Annotated in this window: 12 protein-coding genes; 2 read left to right on the top strand and 10 right to left on the bottom strand. The window is 63.4% G+C overall.

Going from position 1 to position 20913, the window contains the following annotated elements; genetic code table 11:
* Positions 1-186 precede the first annotated feature (186 nt).
* The 7 genes from AC5ZG1_RS16880 to AC5ZG1_RS16850 all read right to left on the bottom strand — a co-directional run bounded on the left by AC5ZG1_RS16880 (position 187) and on the right by AC5ZG1_RS16850 (position 7688).
* A complete protein-coding gene (locus AC5ZG1_RS16880; RefSeq protein WP_463327344.1) occupies positions 187-1179 on the bottom strand; it encodes an ABC transporter ATP-binding protein in 993 nt (330 codons plus the stop codon).
* On the bottom strand, positions 1176-2588 hold the full coding sequence (locus tag AC5ZG1_RS16875; RefSeq protein WP_496133534.1) for an amidase: 1413 nt from the start codon (positions 2586-2588) through the stop codon (positions 1176-1178). The genes AC5ZG1_RS16880 and AC5ZG1_RS16875 overlap by 4 nt, the downstream gene beginning before the upstream one ends.
* Positions 2585-2782 (bottom strand): hypothetical protein, encoded by a 198-nt coding sequence (locus AC5ZG1_RS16870; RefSeq protein WP_130225846.1) that lies wholly within the window; start codon positions 2780-2782, stop codon positions 2585-2587. The genes AC5ZG1_RS16875 and AC5ZG1_RS16870 overlap by 4 nt, the downstream gene beginning before the upstream one ends.
* Positions 2779-3837: an ABC transporter ATP-binding protein gene (locus tag AC5ZG1_RS16865; protein ID WP_496133533.1), complete on the bottom strand. Its 1059-nt coding sequence runs from the start codon at positions 3835-3837 to the stop codon at positions 2779-2781. The genes AC5ZG1_RS16870 and AC5ZG1_RS16865 overlap by 4 nt, the downstream gene beginning before the upstream one ends.
* Before the next feature lie 185 nt (positions 3838-4022).
* Positions 4023-4910, bottom strand: coding sequence for an ABC transporter permease (locus AC5ZG1_RS16860; RefSeq protein ID WP_496133532.1), 888 nt, complete (start codon positions 4908-4910; stop codon positions 4023-4025).
* Positions 4911-4914: 4 nt separating this feature from the next.
* A complete protein-coding gene (locus AC5ZG1_RS16855) occupies positions 4915-5868 on the bottom strand; it encodes an ABC transporter permease (RefSeq protein WP_028167796.1) in 954 nt (317 codons plus the stop codon).
* A gap of 188 nt (positions 5869-6056) precedes the next feature.
* Positions 6057-7688: an ABC transporter substrate-binding protein gene (locus AC5ZG1_RS16850; RefSeq protein ID WP_496133577.1), complete on the bottom strand. Its 1632-nt coding sequence runs from the start codon at positions 7686-7688 to the stop codon at positions 6057-6059.
* Positions 7689-7923: 235 nt separating this feature from the next.
* Between AC5ZG1_RS16850 and AC5ZG1_RS16845 the strand changes: the two genes are divergently transcribed.
* Complete coding sequence (locus AC5ZG1_RS16845; protein WP_496133531.1) at positions 7924-9531, top strand: ABC transporter substrate-binding protein; 1608 nt, start codon at positions 7924-7926, stop codon at positions 9529-9531.
* A gap of 229 nt (positions 9532-9760) precedes the next feature.
* On the opposite strand, the gene AC5ZG1_RS16840 is transcribed toward AC5ZG1_RS16845, so the two are convergent.
* The gene (locus tag AC5ZG1_RS16840) at positions 9761-11989 is read right to left on the bottom strand and encodes a CHASE2 domain-containing protein (protein ID WP_496133530.1); all 2229 of its coding nucleotides are present in this window, start codon (positions 11987-11989) and stop codon (positions 9761-9763) included.
* Between the two features lie 86 nt (positions 11990-12075).
* A complete protein-coding gene (locus tag AC5ZG1_RS16835) occupies positions 12076-18006 on the bottom strand; it encodes a cadherin-like domain-containing protein (protein ID WP_496133529.1) in 5931 nt (1976 codons plus the stop codon).
* Positions 18007-18683: 677 nt separating this feature from the next.
* Between AC5ZG1_RS16835 and AC5ZG1_RS16830 the strand changes: the two genes are divergently transcribed.
* A complete protein-coding gene (locus tag AC5ZG1_RS16830; RefSeq protein ID WP_496133528.1) occupies positions 18684-19430 on the top strand; it encodes a transglutaminase-like cysteine peptidase in 747 nt (248 codons plus the stop codon).
* Positions 19431-19526: 96 nt separating this feature from the next.
* Here the strand turns inward: AC5ZG1_RS16830 and AC5ZG1_RS16825 are convergent, their stop codons facing one another.
* Positions 19527-20726, bottom strand: coding sequence for an ABC transporter substrate-binding protein (locus AC5ZG1_RS16825; protein WP_456642866.1), 1200 nt, complete (start codon positions 20724-20726; stop codon positions 19527-19529).
* Positions 20727-20913 lie beyond the last annotated feature (187 nt).

Below are 20913 nucleotides of genomic sequence, written 5' to 3'. Positions count from 1 at the left end.
ACCGATGTTTGTGGCCAGCGTCTATTTATGTCGCGGCAGGCGCATTCTGGTTGCGTTTAATTTCGACACAGTTCCGCACCGCGCAACCGTCCAGGAAGGTTAATGACGGCCCGGCTTCGTAGCCCGGGTGGAGCGGAACGCGCAACCCGGGACAACTGCGTCGGCGTTGGCGAGTGGTCCCCGGGGTTACGCTAGCGCTTCACCCGGGCTACGGAGAGAGACTTCGGCGAGCACGCAGCGCGCGATACGGTCCGGCGCCACCTGAACGGCGGCCGGCAACTGCTCGGAGCAGCGCGGCTGGGCCAGGCTGCAGCGCGGCGCGAAGGAGCAACTGGTCGGCGCGCGGTCGAGCGAGGGCGGCGTGCCCGGGATCGTCTCCAGCCGCTCCCCGCGCTTGGCGCCATGGATGGTCGAGGCGAGCAGGCCCTTGGCATAGGGGTGGACCGGGGAACGCACGATGCCGCGGAGACTGCCCTGCTCGACGATCTGCCCGGCATACATGACCGCGACGCGGTCGCAGATCTCGATCGCGACCCCGATGTCGTGGGTCACGAAGATCACGGACATGCCGAACTCGCGCTGCAATTCGCGCAGCAGCAGCAGGATCTGGATCTGCACGGTGGCATCGAGCGCGGTGGTCGGCTCGTCCGCGAGCAGGATCTTCGGCTTGCAGGCGAGCGCGAGCGCGATCATCGCGCGCTGGCGCATGCCGCCCGACATCTCGTGCGGATAGGAGTCGAGCCGGCGCTTGGCGGAGGGAATGCGCACCACCTCCAGCATCTCGAGCGCACGCGCCGTCGCCTCGCGCTCGCTCTTGCCCTCGTGCCGCATCACGGTTTCCGCGATCTGGCGGCCGATGGTGTAGACCGGATCAAGCGCAAGCGCCGGCTCCTGGAAGATCATCGAGACGGTCTGGCCGCGAAAATTCGACAGCGCCTCGTCGTCCATCCCGAGCACGTCCTGTCCCAGCACCTTGACGCTGCCCGAAATCTGCGTCCGCTTCTTCGGCAACAGCCGCATCAGCGCGCGCAGCGTGACGCTCTTGCCGGAGCCGGACTCGCCGAGCAGGCCGAGCACCTCGCCCTCACGAAGCGACAGGCTGAGGTCATTGACGGCGTGCACCGTGCGTTCGCCGGTGAAGCGGATGTTGAGATTCCGGACTTCGACAAGATTGGTCATGCGAGCTTCGGCACCTTGGCGTGGAAATCGGTGGCCCGCTGGAACGCCGCGCCGATGCGAAGCAGCGTGGCTTCCTCGAAGGAGCGGCCGATCAGTTGCATGCCGACCGGGAGCCCCGTGCGGGTGAAGCCCGAGGGGATCGCCAGCGACGGCAGGCCGAGATAGTTGACCGGGCGGGTGAAGCGCGTCAGCCGCTGGATCACCGCTTCGGCGCCAGGGCCGTTGCCGACATCGCTCTCGGCGATGGTGGGCGCAGGCACCGGCGCTGCCGGCGCGATCACCGCATCTACGCCGGCGACCGCGGCATTATACGCGGCGAGCGCCGGACCGCGCCAGCGCATCGCCTCGAGATAGCTGACGGCGGGAACGGCGAGCCCGTTCTGCAGCCGCATCAACACCTGCGCGCCGTAATCCTGGGGACGCTCGATCATCCAGCGCTTGTGGAAGGCGGCCGCCTCGGCGGCAAGCACGAGCTGGGATGCCGAACTGAGCTGGCGCTGGTCGGGCAACTCGACCTTGACGATCTCGGCACCCTCCCGCCTGAGGACCGCGACGGTCTCGTCGAGGATGCGCGCCACCTCGGAATCGAGATCGTCGACGTAGAATGCGGTGGGCAGGCCGATCTTGAGGCCTTTCAGCGAGCCCTTGGTCGCTTCCAGATAGTCCGGCACCGGCAGCGTCGAGGCGGTCGGATCCTCGGGGTCGCTACCCGCTATCAGGCCGAGCAGCAGCGCGCAATCCTCAGCCGTTTGCGCCAAGGGGCCGACGGTGTCGAGCGATTGCGACAGCGGCATTGCGCCGGCGCGGCTGACGCGCCCGACGGTCGTCTTCAGTCCGGTGACGCCGCAGAAATGCGCGGGCATCCGGACCGAGCCGCCGGTGTCCGATCCCAGCGCCGCGGAGGTCAACCTTGCTGCGACCGCCGAGCCGGAGCCGGAGGAGGAGCCGCCGGTGATATGAGCTACGTTCCAGGGATTACGGACGGGGCCGTAATGCACATTGTGGCCGGTCGGGCCGTAGGCGAACTCGACCATCTGCAGCGAGCCGAGCCGGATGCTGCCGGCATCCTTCAATCGCTGCAGCGCGGTCGCCGTGGTCTTCGCGACAAAGTCACGGCGGATCAGCGAACCGCAGGTCACGACCTTGCCGGCCTCGTAATACATGTCCTTGTGAGCGAGCGGCACGCCGTGCAGCACACCGCGGCTCTTGCCCTTCGCGAGTTCCGCATCCGCTTGGTCGGCGGCGGCGAGCGCCTGTTCGGATTCGATCGCCAGGAAGGCATTGAGCTTGGGCTGCCATTCCGCGATGCGGTGCAGCAAGGCTCGCGTCACCTCGCGCGAGGAGACTTTCTTCTCGGCGATCGCTTTCGCGACCGCGGTCAGCGACATCACGGCGAGTTCGCTGCTCATTTCGACACCTTCGCGGTTTGCGCGAGCAGGAAGCTCGCGGGCTCGAGATCGAACGGCAGCGTGCCGGCGACCGGCGCGAAGCCGGCGAAGGCCGGGCTGATCGAATTGGAAATGCGCGCGGCAGCTTCGCCGTCGATGGGCACGCCCGCGACGTCGGCCATCGCCGTAGCTTCCTTCGGACTGGGTTTCGTCATGCCGCCTCTTCCTCCCTTGCCGGTGCGCGGCTGTGCCCCGAGCCCGGAATAGCCATGTAGCACGCCGCCTGATGACCCGTACTATCGAGCGTGGTCAATTGTGGAGTGGCTTTTGCGCAGAGCGGCTCCGCAAACGGGCAGCGGGTGTGAAACCGGCAGCCCGGCGGCGGATCGATCGGGTTCGGCGGATCGCCCGAGATCGGCGGCACCTCGGTCCGCTTGTCCGGATCGGAGGATGGCATCGCAGCCAGCAGTGCGCGCGTATAAGGATGCGCGGGCTGGTCCCAGACCTTGTCGACCGGGCCGAGCTCGACGACTTCGCCGAGATACATCACCAGCACACGATCGGAGATGTAGCGGACGACATTGAGGTCGTGGCTGATGAAGAGATAGGTCAGGCCGAACTCGCGCTTCAAATCCGCGAGCAGGTTGAGCACCTGCGCCTCAACCGATTTGTCGAGTGCGGAAACGGCTTCATCCAGAATCACGAGCCGCGGCGACAGCGCCAATGCACGCGCGATGTTGACGCGCTGGCGTTGGCCGCCGGAGATTTCGTGCGGATAGCGGTTGGCGAAGTTTTCGGGCCGCAAGCCCACCTTACCAAGCAGCTCGCGCGCCAGCGCACGTGCGGCGCTATCTGCCATGCCGTGCACCTTCGGACCGAAGGCGATGGATTCCTCGATGGTGAGACGCGGATTGAGCGAGGCGTAGCTGTCCTGGAACACCATCTGCATGCCCCGGCGCAATTCGCGCAGCGACAGCGCGCGGCCGACCTGCATGCCGTCATAGATGATCTCGCCGGAATCGCGCTTCATCAGGTGCATCAGGAGCCGCGCGGTGGTCGACTTGCCGCAACCGGACTCGCCGACGATGCCGACGGTCTCGCCCTTGGCGATTGCGAAGGAAACGTTATCGACGGCCCTCACGGTCTTGCGCGCGCTGAACAATTCGCCGCGCACAGGGAAGTGCTTGGTCAGGCCTTTCACCTGAAGCAATGGCTGCGCGGCGCCACCGACGTCCTCGATCGGGGTGAGCATGTCGATTGGGTTACTCATGCGGGGCCTCCAGGTTCACCTCTCCCCACTGGGGAGAGGTCGGCGCGCAGCGCCGGGTGAGGGGGTGCCGGTCCCTCGATGGAGCGTAACCCCTCACCCGGATCGCATCTCGCGATGCGATCCGACCTCTCCCTTTGGGAGAGGTGGGGATCGCTGCGGAGATAGCTGTAGTCGATCTCATCGCTTTAGTTCCTGATGTCCATGGCGCTGCGCATGCCGTCGCTCAGCAGGTTGAAGCAGATCGAGACGGCGAAGATCATCACGCCCGGCAGCGCCGCGACCCACGGATTGACGTAGATCGCGGTGCGCAGCGTGTTCAGCATCAGGCCCCATTCCGGCTCCGGCGGCTTGGTGCCGAGGCCAAGGAACGACAGGCCCGCGGCGAGGATCATCGACACCGAGATCAGGCCGGTGGCGTAGACGAAGATCGGACCCAGCACGTTGCCGAGCATGTGCACGCGCATGATGGTGAGCGGACCGGCACCGGAGGCGCGCGCGGCCTCGACGAAATCCATGTTGCGTACGCCGGTGGTGACGCTTTCGGCAACGCGCGTGATCTGCGGCACGAACACGACGGTGAGCGACACGATGGAGTTGACGATGCCGGCGCCGAGCGCGCCGGAGATCGCGATCGCCAGCAGCACCGAGGGGAAGGCGTAGAACACGTCGATGGTGCGCATGATCGCGGTATTGAGCTTGCCACCGACATAGCCGGCGACCAGCCCGAGGCCGGTGCCGATCACGAAAGCCAAGATCACCGGCAGGATGCCGATGATCAGCGACAACCGCCCGCCATAGACGAGGCGTGACAGCATATCGCGGCCGAGCTCATCGGTGCCGAGCAGATAACCTGGCGTACCGATGTGGCGCAGGCGGCGGATCATCGAGCCCTGGTAGGGATCGGCGAGCCCGAGCCATGGCGCCAACAGTGCCGCTGCAAAGATCAGGATCAGGATGAGCGCGCAGGCCATGCTGACCTTGTCGCGCATGATGCGGCGGCCGACGGTCGCCCAATAGCCGCGTGCCTTGGTTACGGGCGCAGCTTGCAGTGCAAGATCGGTGATCGTGCTCATCGCGCTAGCCTCGCTTGATCCGCGGGTCGATCGCGGCCTGCGCGATGTCGACCAGGAGGTTGAGCAGCACGAAGAACAGCGCCAGCACCAGGATCGTGCCCTGCAGCAGCGGCAGATCGCGCTGGAAGATCGCGGAGTTGAGCAGCAGTCCCGAGCCCGGCCAGGAGAACACGGTCTCGATCAGGATCGAGCCCCCGAGCATGTAGCCGAGTTGCAATCCCATCACCGCGAGCGCGGTGGGGGCCGCGTTCTTGATGACGTGGCGGAACACGTTGGTCTCGCGCAGGCCCTTGGCGCGCAAGGCCTCGACGAAATCCTGCGACAGGATATCACCGGTCAGCGCGCGCACCGTGCGGGTGACGATGCCCATCGGGATCACCGAGCTCGTGACCGCAGGCAGGATCAGGTAGCGCAAATGATCCCAGTCCCACGCCCACGCACCGGAGCCGCCAGGACCAGCGCCGACCGCGGGCAGCCAGTTGAGCTGCACCGAGAAGATGATCACCAGCACCATGCCGAGCCAGTAATGCGGCACCGAGACGCCGGCGATCGCAAACGAAGTCGCGAGCTTGTCGATCCAGCTATCGCGGAAATAGCCGGCGATCAGCCCGAACAGCAGCCCGAGCGTGAAGCCGATCATCGCCGCAAAAATCGCGAGCGTCACGGTATTGCCGACGGCGCGCATCACTTCCGACAGCACGGGCCGGCCGGTCGCGATGGAACTGCCGAGATCACCGTGCACAGCGCGCCACAGCCATAGCCCGAACTGCACCGGCAGCGGACGGTCGAAGCCATAGGCGGTGCGCAATTGCTGCGCCAGCTCCTGCGAGGCGTCGGCCGGCAGCACCGCGACCAGGGGATCGCCGGGCGTGATGTGCACGAGCAGGAAACACACCAGCGCGACGCTGATGACGATCGGGATCACATAGACGATGCGTCTGGCGATATAGGTAAACACGAGCGTTACTCTGATTTGTGCATGCGTCTCTCATCCGTCATGGCCGGGCTTGTCCCGGCCATCCACGCCTATCCACTTGCCCCAGTCACTCCGGGGCGCCCGCAGGGCGAACCCGGAATGACAAAGCAAGAAGGGCGTGGATGCCCGGGTCAAGCCCGGGCATGACGAAGGATAGAGCAGTGCAGGCCTTACTGCGTCATCGAGACCGGCGAGAAATCGACGAACCAGCTCTTCGGCTGCACGAAACCCTTGACCTTCGGGCTCATCGCGCGCGGCGCGACGTCGTGGGCAACGTAAAGGAACGCCGCATCATCGACGGAGGCCGCATGCAGCTCGGCGAGCGCCGCATCGCGCGCGGCGGGATCGAAGCTCTGGCGGGCCTTGGTCACGAGTTCATCGAACTTGGGGTTATTGATATAGCCCCAATTGTTCGACACCGGCGGCGCCATCGACGATTGCAGGAAGCGCACCAGCGCGAAGAACGGGTCCATCGCCGCATAGGTGACGTTGGTGGCGTTGGAGCCATTGGCGGTCGGGTCCTTGGCACCGCGTCGCCAATTGGTGAACAGCGTGTTCCATTCGATCACGTCGAGCTGCACGTCGAAATAGCATTCGGCGAGCGCCTGCTGCAGATATTCGTTCATCGGCAATGGCAGCATCTGGCCAGAACCTGAAGCAGAGGTCTGGATCTTCACCGTCAGCTTCTTGTTCGGACCGTAGCCTGCTTCCTGCATCAGCTTCTGCGCGGCAGGCTTGTCATACTTGATCTGGAAGGTCGGATTGCCGCGCCAGGGATGGCCCGGCTCGAAGGTGCCGGTCGCAGGCACCATCAACCCGGCGAGCAGGCCGTCGCGCAGACCTTCACGATCGACACAGAGATTGGCGGCCTTGCGGACGCGAATGTCGTTCCACGGCGAGCCCTCGATGCGGGAGAACTGCCAGGGCCAGACATGCGGCTCTTCATTGCTGTAGAGCACGAAGCCGCGCTGCTTGATCTCGGGCAACGCATCCGGCGCCGGCGCCTCGACCCAGTCGACCTGGCCGGAGAGCAGCGCCGCAGTGCGCGCATTGGCTTCCGGCATCGGCAGCAGCACCATCTTGTCGACCTTCGGAACGCGCGCCTTATCCCAATAGGCAGCGTTCTTGGCGAGTTCGAGCCGCTCGCGCGGCGTGAATTTCGTCATCTTCCACGGACCGGTGCCGGAGGCGTCCTTGGCGAACGCGGCCCAGGCGGCCTGCGATTTCGCCTTGGCATCGGCGCCTTCGGAAGTGTCATAGAACTTCTGCCACTTTGCCGGGCTCGCCATGAACAGGTTGGTCAGGTTGATCGGCAGAAAACTGTCCGGCTCCTTGGTGGTGAGTTCGACCGTCATGTCGTCGATCTTGCGGGCCGAAGCCAGCGTCGGCATGCGCGAGGCGGTGACGCCGACCTGGCTCGGATCGAACTGCGGTGCATCCTGCCTGAGCACCTTGTCGACATTCCAGACAACGGCATCGGCATTGAACGGCGAGCCGTCATGGAAGGTGACGCCGGGGCGCAGCTTGAAGATCCACTTCTTCTTGTCGGCATCGTCGACCTTCCACTCGGTCGCAAGGCCGGGGATGACGACGCTCGCCTTGTCTGATGACGACAAGTCCCACATCGTCAGCGCGTCGTACATCGTGAGCCCGGTGAAGCGGTTGCCTTCGAAGCCCTGGTCGGGCTGCCCGAGCGTGCGCGGAATATCGGCAGCGGTCATGCCGATGCGCAGCACCGTTTCGGCGCTAGCTGCGCGCGGCAGGCCCGCCAGCGCAATTGCCAGCGCCGTCGCCAGCATCATCGTCCTGGTATTCTCATTACGCATCGCAAGGTCCCTTCTTCAACTTCGGGTGATTAATTGTTGGGCAATCGTATGCAATGCCTGTGCCAAGGGGAATAGTTCTGCGGGAAATCGCCCCTGGATGCGTCGATTCTTCTCAGTCCATGCTGCGGGACGGAAAGATGTGCCTAATCTGGCATCAAGCTTGCTTGGTTGGCATCCGGTATTCGGAATACGTCAACGGAGCTTCAGTAACATGCGCACCCGATATTCGATTCTCGTAGCCGCTTTGGCGCTTGCCATCGGCGCAGGCTGGAGCGCCAAGCCGGCGCAAGCCGAATCCGTGGTGCGCTACGGAATCTCGATGGCGGATATCCCGCTCACGACCGGCCAGCCCGATCGCGGCGCCGGTGCCTATCAATTCACCGCCTATACGATCTACGATCCACTCGTCGCCTGGGAGATGGACGTCGCCGACCGGCCGGGAAAGCTGGTGCCGGGCCTCGCCACGGAATGGAAAGTCGACGACAAAGACAAGACCAAGTGGCGCTTCACGCTGCGCAAGGGCGTCAAGTTCCATGACGGCAGCGAGTTCAACGCCGACGCCGTAATCTGGAATCTCGACAAGGTGCTGAACGACAAGGCACCGCAATTCGACAAGCGGCAGAGCGCGCAGGTCAAGACCCGCCTGCCCTCGGTTGCGAGCTATGCCAAGATCGACGATTTCACCGTGGAGATCACGACCAAGACGGTCGACTCCTTCTTCCCCTACCAGATGCTCTGGTTCCTGGTCTCGAGCCCCGCGCAATATGAAAAGCTCGGCAAGGACTGGGACAAGTTCGCCAGCCAGCCCTCCGGCACCGGCCCGTTCAAATTGACCAAGCTTGTGCCGCGTGAACTCGCCGAGCTCACCAAGAACGACGACTACTGGAACAAGAAGCGCATTCCGAAGGTCGACAAGATGGTGCTGATCCCGATGCCGGAGGCATTGACGCGCACCAACGCGCTGCTCGCAGGGCAGGTCGACCTGATCGAGACGCCGGCACCGGACGCCGTGCCGCAGCTCAAGGCTGCCGGCATGAAGATCGTCGACAACGTTACGCCGCATGTCTGGAACTATCATCTGAGCGTGCTGCCCGGCTCGCCCTGGACCGACATCCGCCTGCGCAAGGCACTCAACCTCGCGATCGATCGCGACGCGGTCGTCGGGCTGATGAACGGACTGGCAAAGCCTGCCAAGGGCCAGGTGGACCCGTCGAGCCCATGGTTCGGCAAGCCGAGCTTCGACATCAAATATGATCTCGCTGCGGCCAAGAAGCTGGTGCAGGAAGCCGGCTACTCCAAGGAGAAGCCGCTGAAGACGACCTTCATCATCGCCCAGGGCGGCACCGGACAGATGCTGTCGCTGCCGATGAACGAATTCCTGCAGCAGAGCTTCAGGGAGATCGGCATCGACGTCGACTTCAAGGTGGTCGAGCTCGAGACTCTCTATACACATTGGCGCAAGGGCGCGGCCGACGAGATGAACGCCGGCATCACCGCCAACAACATCGCCTATGTGACCTCGGACCCGCTCTACGCGATCGTCCGCTTCTTCCATTCCGGCCAGATCGCGCCCGTCGGCGTCAACTGGGGCGGCTACAAGAACCCGAAGGTCGATGCGCTGATCGACGAGGCCAAGCAGACCTTCGACACCACCAAGCAGGACGAGCTATTGGCGCAGGCGCATGCGCTGATCGTCGACGATGCCGTGCTGGTGTGGGTGGTGCACGACACCAACCCGCATGCGCTGTCGCCCAAGGTGAAGACCTTCGTGCAGGCGCAGCACTGGTTTCAGGACCTGACACAGATCGGGCTGGAGTGAGTCTGCCGTAGATAGCGTTGTCATTCCGGGGCGCGCCTCTCGGCGCGAACCCGGAATCCATCGGACCGCAGGCGATGGCGGAAAAATGGATTCCGGGTTCGATGCTTCGCATCGCCCCGGAATGACGACGCGGAGTCGTAGGGTGGGCAAAGCGCAGCGTGCCCACCATTTCTTGCGGAGTGCGGATGGTGGGCACGCTTCGCTTTGCCCCACCCTACAAATCACCGCGTCACTTCGTCAGCAGCGCAAACGCGCCGTTCCAATCTTCCGGGGGCGGGTTCTCGAGAAAATGGCGGATGCGGGCTTCGTAGAGATTGTACAGACGCTCCAGCGCATGGCCCTCGTCGGTCTTGCGGCCGCGCTCGATCGCGGCGAGCGCGCCTTGCCAGTCGCGGCCGCGGTAGCAGGCCAGCATCTCGATCGTGAGATTGCGCAGGCGCTGGAAGCGTCCGGACTGCGCTATGTCATCGCGGCCGGCAATCGCATAGATCACCTCCGGCTCCTTCTTGCCCTTGACCATGATGAAGTCGAGTTCGAGGATCGCGAACTTCTCCTTCGCGGCGAGTGCAGTCTGCGACCCCACGATGATGGGAAAACCGTATTCCTTGGACTGTCCCTCCAAGCGCGAAGCGAGATTGACGCTGTCGCCGAGCACCGAATAGTCGAAGCGCAGATCGGAGCCCATATTGCCGACTACGCAGACGCCGGTGTTGAGGCCGATGCCGACATTGAGCGGGATGTAGACGTGGCCGCCGGCGTCAGCCTCCTGCTTGCGCAGTCTGTTAAGCTCGTCGATGCGCTCGAGCATGTCGATCGCCGCCTCGCAGGCGTTGATCTCGTGCTCCTTGTCGTCAAGCGGCGCGTTCCAGAACGCCATGATCGCATCGCCCATATATTTGTCGATCGTTCCCTTGCGGGCGAGGATCGCATTGGTGAGCGGCGTCAGGAAGCGGTTCATCAGGGCGGTCAGTCCCTGCGGATCGTGCTTGTAGGATTCCGAGATCGTGGTGAAACCGCGGACGTCGGAGAACATGATGGTCATTTCGCGCTCCTCGCCGCCGAGCACGAGTTTCTCCGGCGATTGCGCGAGCTGTTCGACCAGCGCAGGCGACATGTACTGGGCGAACGCGCCGCGGATCTGCTTCCGCTGCTGCTGCTCGCGAACGAAGCTGGAGAAGATCAGCGTGAGATAGATCGCCGTGGTCGACATCAAGGGATAGGTGAAATCGATCAGCAGGCGGTGCTGCGTGTAGAAATACCAGGAGGTGCCTATCAGCGCGGTCGCGAACACCGCACCTAAGCCGACCAGCGTGATCGGCCCGAACAGCGGGGCGAATGCAATCACGAGCAGGCCGAACACCAGCGCGGTCGCGAACTCGAACGCGATGCCGTAGTTCGGCTGCGACACGCTGGCTCCGCTTAGCGCGCTCTCCAGCACCTGAGCATGAATCTCGACGCCAGGCATCGCGGGCGTGACCGGCGTGGTCTTGATATCGTTCAGCCCGACCGACGAGGTGCCGATCAGGACCAGCTTGCCCTGGATTCTCTCCGCCGGCACCCGCCCGTGCAGCACGTCGACCGCCGAGACGTAGATCGAGGGGTCAGCCTGGGCGAAATGCACCCAGAGCTGGCCGTTGTGGTCGGTCGGAATCCGCAAGCCGCGGAGCGAGAGGCTCTTGATGCCGGCCTCATCGGTATCGATCAGCACGGTGCCGGAGCCGGTCGCGACCCGCAGCACCTCGAAACTCAGTGACGGCATGGTCGCGCCTTGCGCCAGCATGATCATCGGCACGCGACGGACGATGCCGTCGCGCTCGGGCCTGATTGTGAACAGGCCGCGGCCAGCGGCGGCCCCTTCCAGCACGGGGACGTTGCGCAGCAGGCCGGGGAATTCGAACATGAACGGCTGCGGCTCCTCGCCCTTCATCGCGAGCGGCGTCAGCGGCAGCGACTTGTCAAATTCGGCGACCACGAACGGCAGGCCGGAGGCGCCCAGCACCACGCGCGACTTGCCCATCGCCTCCGCCAGGATCTGGTCGTTGCTCGGCAGCGCCCGCAGCTTCGCTCTGGTCTCCTCGTCGAGGTTGCGGATCGTATCGGCGGCGGCATCCGGATTGAGCCGATCGGGCTCGGAGAACACGATGTCGAAGGCGATCACGACCGCGCCAAGCTTGGTCAGGTTGGTGACGAGATCGGCGATCCGCGTGCGCGGCCAGGGAAACTGGCCGAGCTCCGACAGGCTCTGTTCGTCGATATCGACGATAGTGACCGGCCTGATCGTCTTGACCCGGGGCTCGATGACCTGGAAACCGTCAAACGTCCTGACCCGAAGTTCCTCGATCGGCGGCGGATCGAGCACCCTGAGCGCGGCAAAGCCGATCAACAGCGCAACGCAGGCGAGCCGCGCGTAGCCGAAGCGCCGCTTGAACCACCTTCGCAATGCCTTCAGCCGCCTCATACCGTCTCGATATCACGCCCGCGTCGATTGATCACGCCGGGAGTTCTGCACGGGTGCGGTGCACCCAGGCGTGCGGGCCGGTTCGGTCAGACACTGCCCGGCGGAAGGATGAAGTCGTTGGCGTGCAGTTGGGCCAGCGCGACGTTCTTCAGCAGGATGGTGTTGTGATCGTTGCCGTCGAGGTCGATCTGCACGTCATGGCCGTTCGGCGCGGCCGCGACGTGATCCTGGAACCAGGCGTTAAAGCTCTCCTGAGAGTTCGGATCGAAGGTGACATAGTCCAGCTCGATCTTGTCCTGGCCCGGCGTGAAATCGCCGATCGTCGCGTGCCCCGTGGCATTCTGCTTGAAGACGAAAGTGTCGTTGCCGCCACCACCGAAGAGCGTGTCGTTGCCGCCACCACCGGAGAGGATGTTGTTGTGGCCGTCGCCGATCAGCGTGTCGTCGAAAGCGGTGCCGCGCAGGTTCTCGATCGAGGAGAAGATGTCGCCTTCGGCCGCGGTGCCGGAGGTCGCACCGGTGAGCAGGTTGACGCTGACGGGACCGCTTGCGTGCGAGTAGTCCACAGTGTCGCTGCCCGGATCGTTCGGGCCGGACGGACCGCCGAGGCCGTTGAAGACATCGGGATGATCGCTGGCCATGAACACATCGGCGCCGACGCTGCCGACATAATTGAAAGCGACAGCGTCGAAGACGTTGCCGACCGTGCCTGTTCCGGCAGACGGGCCGGCGCCGGACGGAGCGCCTTCTCCGGTGGGATTGACGACGGCCTGGACGTTGATGTTCCAGCCATGGGTGCTGACCAACAGGTGCTCCGACGTGGCCTGGCCCGGGTCTGTTGTGCGGAAAATATCGATTTCGTTGATGATGTTGGAGAAGGAGTTCGTCTGCGGATCGTAGCTGTAACCGCTTCCGACCATCTCGAATGTGATGCCTTTGTCGAAGTTGACGACGAAGGCATGAATGCCGTCAGTGCTAGCGAACTGGCTCGCCGCCAGATCGTCGTAGAACGAGCTGAAGTCGTAACCGCTGGGCGTGTGCACGGTGACCGCAACCGGCGTCACCACCTGGTCGGAATCGACGTGATCGACGACCACGGCCTGGGTCTGCGCCGGCGTGGTTGCGGAGGTGTGGCTGCCATGAACGACGCTGGTGGCCGTCACGGTCAGCGAGAATCTTCCGCAATAGTCCAGCGGCGTGGTGAGGGTCAGGTTGCCGCCGAGGTCGGCGGCGTCGATCCGCCACGTATCGTCGACGGCGTTGTAGACGCCGTGATTGAAGATCGATCCGACCGGCACGCCCGATATCGTGACATAGGTCTCGTCGGGATGGGTGTCGCCGGCAATGGAAACGGCGATCGGGACAATGATCGGCGTGTGCTCCGGTCCCTCGACCTGTTCGAACGTGCCGTTCGCGCCGACCGTCAGTATCGGGGCGACCGCCGTCTCGTAGTCCAGCGTCAAGTTTGCCGTCGAGCTCGCGCTCAGAGAGCCATCGGAAGCGGTGTAGGTAAAGCTGACCGGGCCGGCATAGCCCGCCGCCGGCGTGTAGGTCCACGTGCCGTTGTGATTGTCGACGAGACTGCCGCCGCCGCTCGCAATACTGAGGCCGGTGATTGACAGCGACTGGCTGTCGACATCGCTGACGCCGGCCAGAAGATCGGAGGCATGGATCACGTAGGATGCGTCTTCGGTGCCGTTCGCCAATGTCACCGGCGTTGCGACCGGCGCATCGTCGGTGCCGGTGATCGTCCACGACACCGAGGCCGGCGTGGTGGCGTGGCCGTCGGACACGCCATAGTTGGCCGTCACCGTTGCGTGCTCACCTTGAGCCAGATGCTGGTAGGCGGCAACGCTCGGATCGAGCGTGAAGGAATGCGTGGCCGCATTGTAGCACACGCCCGCCGGCAACTGCGTCGGAACGTTCACAACCGTGAGCGTATCTTGGTCGGAATCGGACGCGTTGGCGAGCGCGTTGAGCGTGCTTTGGCTGCCATCTTCCGTCACTGATCCCGTGACAGCGCCCGAGACCACCGGCGCGTGGTTGCCGATCTCGTTCAGCGTGACGGATACGGCTTGGGTGAGCGTGCCGCCGTGACCGTCACTGATCACGACGTTGAAGGTCTCGACCTTGCTATGACCCGGCAAGCCGTCGATCGCCTGCCGCACGGCGGCGGGATCGGCGGTGTAGGTCCAGACGAATTGCCCGCCGACACCGCCGATATCGGATAGCTTGACCAGCGTCAGCGTTCCCAGCGCAGTGCCGCTGCCGGTATAGCTGCTGGTGGCGGTATGGACGTCGTTGAGGTCAGGATCGGCGAAATTGATCGTGCCGGTCGCGGTGAGACCCACCTCGCCGTTGTGCACCTCGAACTGATCGACGCCGTCGATGCCGGTATTGCCGTCGGTAGTCGGAAGGGTGAGCAGCGCGTCCTGGTTTCCGGATTGCGGCAGCTCGTAATAATGCTTGCCGTCGCCGGCCGAATAACCGGCGCGCGCCGGGGTGCCGCCAAGGCCGTCGGAACCGCCGCTGGCGTCACCCGTGGTCCAATCGATATCGCCGTAGCGATACTGGATATCGAAATTGCCGTTGCCTTGGCTGATCAGAACGAGCTGGAACGAATTCAGCTTGTTCGTTCTCTGATCGAAATAGCCGACATCATCCCAGGTGATGGTCATGACGCCGTCAGCCGCGTCGAGATCGTAATAGACGCTGCCATGGCCGCGGGTATCGACGTCGGCCCAGAACACCGCAATGATCGGATTGTTCAGGCCCGCGTCGATCACGCTGGGCGTATAGGCGTCGGTCGGCGAGCCGAAGGTGATGTTGCCGTTATTGTTGATGTAGAGCGAGGTGTAGTGATGGCCGAAGAAATTGATGCCTTGCGCGCCGAACACCGGGATGATGTCGATCTCGCCGGACGAATTGTCATCGCCGGGATCGAGCGCGAGCTCGCCATAACCATGCGCTCCACCCTGCGCTCCCGGAAGGTCCTTGATCAGGCCCGACCCCAGAAGTTTCGCGGCAACTTCCGGGCTGACATGGTCATACCCGCCGTTTGAGACGGCCACGTTGATCACGCCGCTCGTCACCGTTCCGGCCGCCAACGTCGGCGCATCGTTGACATTGGTGAAGGCAACGCTGCCCGCCTTCACATTGGAGAGCAGTTCTCCGTCGCTGGCCTGGATCGAGAAGGTCGGCGCGGCCTCGCAGCCGTCGTGAACGAAGCGGACGTGGCCTGCGGCGAGATCGGCCGATGTGAAGCTGGCGGTATCGATCCAGCCTTCGCCACCCCATACCTGGAATTTGCCATGCGTGACATTGGTGACCGCAAAGGTGAAGCTGGAATCGTCGAGGTCGGTGACGTTGATGTTCGCCGGCGTCAGCACCACGACGCCGCCCTCGGACACCGCGAGCGTGGCGTCGTGAACGACCGGAGGGGTGTCCGCCACCGGGATGGTCGGCGGAACGGCATTGTGGACGCCGATCGTGATCGGGATGGTCGTCGTGCCGCCATTATAGGTAAGCTTGATCAGGAATTGCTGGGTCGCCGTGTCGCCATAGACCAGCGAGCCAAAATCCGATTTGTTCTCGGCGAACGTCCAGTTCACGAAGTTGCCGTCGGCGCTGAAGCTCGCGTGGAGCAGACCGGTCGGATTGCCCGCCGCGTCGGTGACGGAGATCGAGACGTCGTTGATTCCCCCGGCGATGCCGACTTTGCCGTTGGTCGTCAGGACCGACCCCGAGTTGGCGGTCTGCTCGACGATCGCGTTGCGGCCCGAGCTCGGATCGACCACGAAAATATCGCCGCCAGGCCCGTCCGCGGTGGAAAGATTCGACGCGTTACTGCCGAAGGCGATGAACAGGCCGCCGGCGCTGATGGTTGCGCCGAGGTTGGAGGCAGCGTTACCCGACGCCCCATCGGCCGCGGTCGACACCAGCATGATCTTCGGATGGGCGGGATCGGTGAGATTGACCACATAGGTATCGGCAACCGAATTGTGGTCGTTCGACGTCAGCGCGGCATCGCTCGCGAAGATGATGAAATGGCCGTCGGGGCTGATGACGGGGTTGTAGCTGCTGCCGCCCGGGTTCGAAGTCTGGAAGACGATCTGGTGGGTCTGCAGGTCGTAGAGGTAGATTTCCGAGTGCCCGTTCGCATCGGCGCTTTGATAGACGACATAGCGGCCGTCGGCGCTGAGCGAGGCTGCGCTCGCGCCGACCCCCTGCGCGGTGTCCGCGATCGTGCTGATGACCCCGATCGACCTATCATAGACGTAGAGATGGCCCGAGCTGCCTTCGGGATCGGCACCCCAGAACGCAACCACATGGCCGTCGGCGCTGATCGCCGGCTTCAGCAATGATCCGCCGGCGCCGGCATCGGCGGGCGTGATCGTGGTGAGGACGTGTCCCTGCCGATCGTAGACGATGATATTGCCGCCGTTCTCGACCGCGATCCTGCTGCCGTCGCCGCTGACCGCAGGCGAGGTGCCCACGCCGATCTGTATCGTCGTGTGGTACTGCGCCGAAGACGGATCGTTGTTGTAGAGGAAGATGACGCCGCTGGAGCTTTGATAGACGACGGAGTGGCCATCCGAGCTGATGGTCGGCGAACCATAGATGCCCCCGGGGGGCGAGATCACGATGGTGACGCCGGTCGCGCGGTCGAACAGATAGATGACGCCGTCAGGATCATAAGTGACGAATTGCCCGTCGGCGCTCATCACCGGCCCGAAATGATCGCCAGTGCTGGTAGTGGAGATCCTGGTGACCGTTGGCGGATTGACGACGAACGGGATCGACGGCTGCGGACCGGTGGGCTGATTATTCTGATGCCCCGGGAAGCCCTGATCGAACAACCCCTGATTTGACGTACCGCCGACGCCGGTTCCGTTGTCCGTACCCATCAGGACGGAAAAGGTCTGGCTGTTGCCAGTGTTACCGGTGCTGGTGACGTGAGTGTTGAGCGCCGAGCGGAATTCGGTTGCCGGCGAATTGGGCGAGGTCGAGCTGCCAAGGTGCGCAAATTTCGTCTGCGGATTGGCGTTATTCTCGGTGTGCTGCGGCAGGTTCGGGTCGATCGCCTTCTGGATCTCGTAGGTATTGAGCACCGCCTGGAAGGTCGCGAATTCCTGCGCGACCTCCGCCAGCGTCTTGGCGCTTTCCCGCGCGATCAGCTCGAAAGCCGCAGTCGGCGTCAGCGTCAGGATGCTGCCATTGCTGGTCACCGTGCCGATCAGAACGCCGCGCGTGTTGAAGACCTGGACAGCATGGACCTGGTTGTCCTGCTGATCGACGACGGAGATCTTCACCGTGCCGTCGACCGAGGAGATGTCGAGGATGACAGCGGTGCCGCGGATCCCCATGGTCGCGATCGGGGTCGCGACTTTCATGTCGCCGCTCCTGGCGACCTGGCCGGCGACGAAGCTGGCGGCGCCCTGCACCAGCGTGATCAGCGACGAGTTCGAATTGCTGCTGGCGTCATAGGTGAGCTCGTTCAGCATCAACCGCGCATTGGCGTTGAGGTTGAACGTGGTGCCGTCCTTCAGGACGAGGCCGAGCGTAGAGTCGCTGCCGGTCTGCACCACGTCGCTTTGATAGACCGCTTCGCCATTATGCAGTTCGACGGTGACGCCGCTGCGCACCACGCTGGCACTGCCGGTCATCTTGGCGATATGGCCGACCAGCTCTGCCGCGGGCGGCGCTCCCGCCTGCGCGTAAACCGTGTGCCCGGTCAGCGCGTCTACGACCTTCGGATCCAGCGACGCGCCCTCGGGGGAAACCAGCATCGGGTGCTTGTCGCCGTGGAAGTAGTTCGGCACCACGACGCGATGCAGCTCGTCGGTGATGACGAGATCGCTGCCGGATTTGTGGAAGTTGCCGGAGAACAGAAGATGCGCGTCAGGAACAGTAAAGCTGTCCGCGTGGCCAGCGCGGAACGAAAATGTATCAAGATCGATATGCGCGTTGGAAAGAGACCCCAGCCCACTCGACGCAACTGTGTCGTCGTACTTCAATGCCCCCACCAGAAATAGTTAATAAAAATGTAAATTTCCTTAGCCAAACCTACACATATCATTAGGAGAAACCACGTGAAAGCACGCACACCGAGTGCGAGACCCATCGGCAGCGTCGTCGGGAAGCCTTCGTCCAGCCTGGCGCGAAGCGGATTTGATCCGGCGCGTGCTGGTGCAAGAAGAACGCATGGAGCCCCATTTCAATCTGCAGAAAATTTTAGTGAATTCAATTACTTATTTCGAAGGAAGGATATTTCCGACTGCTGGCCATCCGCCCAACCTGAGCAACGTACACCGACGTTCGGGCGCCCAATGTGATGTAGATTACGGATCAAGGGAAAAGCTGCCCCGTTAGTCATATGTTCAGAAAGACCGGCCGCCTGATGCGTCCGACGACTTTAGATGCTGTTGCGCCAGCCCCGCCTGCGGACGCGCGCTTATTAAGCCAACATCAAGGATAAGACATCGTTACCCCCGAAAAGGTTCGACCGCGGAGGTTGGCAAGATCGATAAAATTTTCGACGCTTTGGCGAGACCGGCTTCAGCGTCTTCCGCATTTCTCCCGCTCGTCCGCATCTCCTTAAACAGATCGCAAGCGCTCTCGCACGATCCTCTTCCCACGAAACGATCTGGTCACGCGCTGGCGAAACGCCGCCGGGCCCGGACAGGGGTGTCAGATGGGAATGTTCGGTTACGCGGGTGCGCTGCGCGCGCTCATGTTCGCCTTTGCTCTGCTTTGGCTTGCACCGGTGGCAGAGGTCAGCGCGGGGACGCTGCTGTCGCCGGGGGGCGCGGTCCTGATCAAGAAATCGATCGAGCCGTTCGGGCGCGCGACAGCCATCCTCTCGGAAGGCGTATTGCGCGACAAATGGCTCAGCCTGCAGCGCCGGCTCGCCGATGATCTGGTGCAGCTTGCGCTGTGCGAGGGCGACCGCGAGAGCTGCGTCTCGCCGGCCGCGCTGAAATTCCTGGCCGTCATCGACGGCGCGAAGGCCACAGAGGGCCGCGCCCGGCTCGGTGAAGTCAACCGCGCCGTCAATCTCGCGATCAGGCCCGCGGACGATCTCGTGCAATATGGCGCGATCGACGTCTGGGCTTCGCCGCTGATGACCTTTGCGAACGGCGCCGGCGATTGCGAGGATTACGCCATCGCCAAATTCGTCGCGCTGCGTCTGGCCGGCATGGCGCCGGAGGACCTGCGAATCGTCATCATGCATGACACGCTCAGCGGCGAGGATCATGCCGTGGCCGCAGCCCGGCTCGATGGCCAGTGGCTGACGCTGGACAACCGCCGCATGATGATGGTGGCCGATACCGACGTCAGGAACTACCGGCCGACTTTCGTGGTCGATGAGGTCGGTGCCCGGCGATATGCAGACATGCCGCTGGTGGCCGAGGCTGCGTTGCGTTATCCCGCGGACTAACCAACCGTCATTGCGAGGAGCGGAGCGACGAAGCAATCCATCTCTCCGCTCGTGGCAGCATGGATTGCTTCGCTCCGCTCGCAATGACAGCGATACTCAGAACGACAGGCTGTCCTTCGTCAGCACCCAGCGGCCGTTCTTGATCTGCTGCACCTGCGTGATGGTGTTGGCGAGGTGGTCGTTCCTGGAGAATTTGGTCGGCGGCGAATTGAAGATGTCGAGAAATTTTTCGCCCGATTCAAGCGAATCCAGCATCTTCTGGCCGGTCAGATCCTTGCCCGCCTTTTGCGCATAGAAGGCGAACGTCATCACCGCGTTGTAGCCGATGATCGCCTGCGTGTTGGCGTCGGTGCCGAACATCTTCTTGTAGTTGACGAGCCAGTCCTTCACCTTGCCCTTGGCGGTGTCCTCATAGGGAATCTCGAACCCGGACGCCGCATAGAGGCCCTCCACCGCTTCCTTGCCAAGCGCCGGCACTTCGAGCACGTTGGTCGGCGTCGCCCCGAGGAAGGTCACTTCCCAGCCGAGCTTCCTGGCTTCGTTCATCGCGCCGATAGTCTCGCGGATTACGGTGCCGAGCACGACAAGGTCGCAGCCATCAGCCTTCATCTTGGCGACCTGGGCGCTGAAGTCGGAGGCGCCGCGCTTGTAGCTTGTGATCGAGGCCGGCTGCAGCTTCATTGCCGCGAGTTGCTGGGTGAAGCCGTCGAGCACGTTTTTGCCGTACTCGTCATCCTGATGCATGATGCAGGGCTTCTTCGGGTCCTTCTGCTCCACCATATATTTGAGCGCGGCGCGCGTGCTCTCCACATAGGGCAGCAGGTTGTTGAACTTCAGCCGCTCCTGTGGCTTGCTCGGATCGAACTTGAAGGTGAATTCGGCCGCCGTCAGCGGGAAGAGCTGGAGCACCCCGGCGTCGAACAGCACGTCCTGCGCGGCCAAGACGGTCGGTGAGCCCATCGGGCCGATCATCGCGAAGATCTTGTCGCGTTCGACCATCTTCTGCGAGGCCAGCACCGCCTTCTTCGGATCGTAGCCATTGTCCTCAAGGATCATCTTGATCTTGCGGCCATTGATGCCGCCGCTCGCGTTGATCTCCTCTACCGCCATCTTCATGCCGTTGGAGACCGGAACGCCCCAGACCTTAATCGGACCGGACAGGTCCTGATGGGTGCCGATGACGATCTCGTTCGCCGAGATGCCTTCATTGGTGACCTTGGTTTGCGCTGACGCCGGCAGGTGGGTCAGCGCCAGCGCACCCACCGCAAGGCCCAATGCCTTGAACGCTTTCGACATAATGATCCTCCTCTCCGTGGCCCATATCGAGCGAAGGATCGGGCCTGTTTTGGCTCCCTCGCCTTTTCTTCACCTCACCCCGCTTGCGGGGAGAGGTCGAAATTCTAGCGCAGCTTGAATTTCGGGTGAGGGCGAGCTTCTGCGAATCCGTCTGTCTCCGTCTTCGCGGATAGAGCCCCTCACCCCA

The organism is Bradyrhizobium sp. Leo78 (assembly GCF_059512425.1).
The sequence above is the reverse complement of the archived record's forward strand: the minus strand, read 5'-3'. Positions and strand labels throughout refer to the sequence as shown.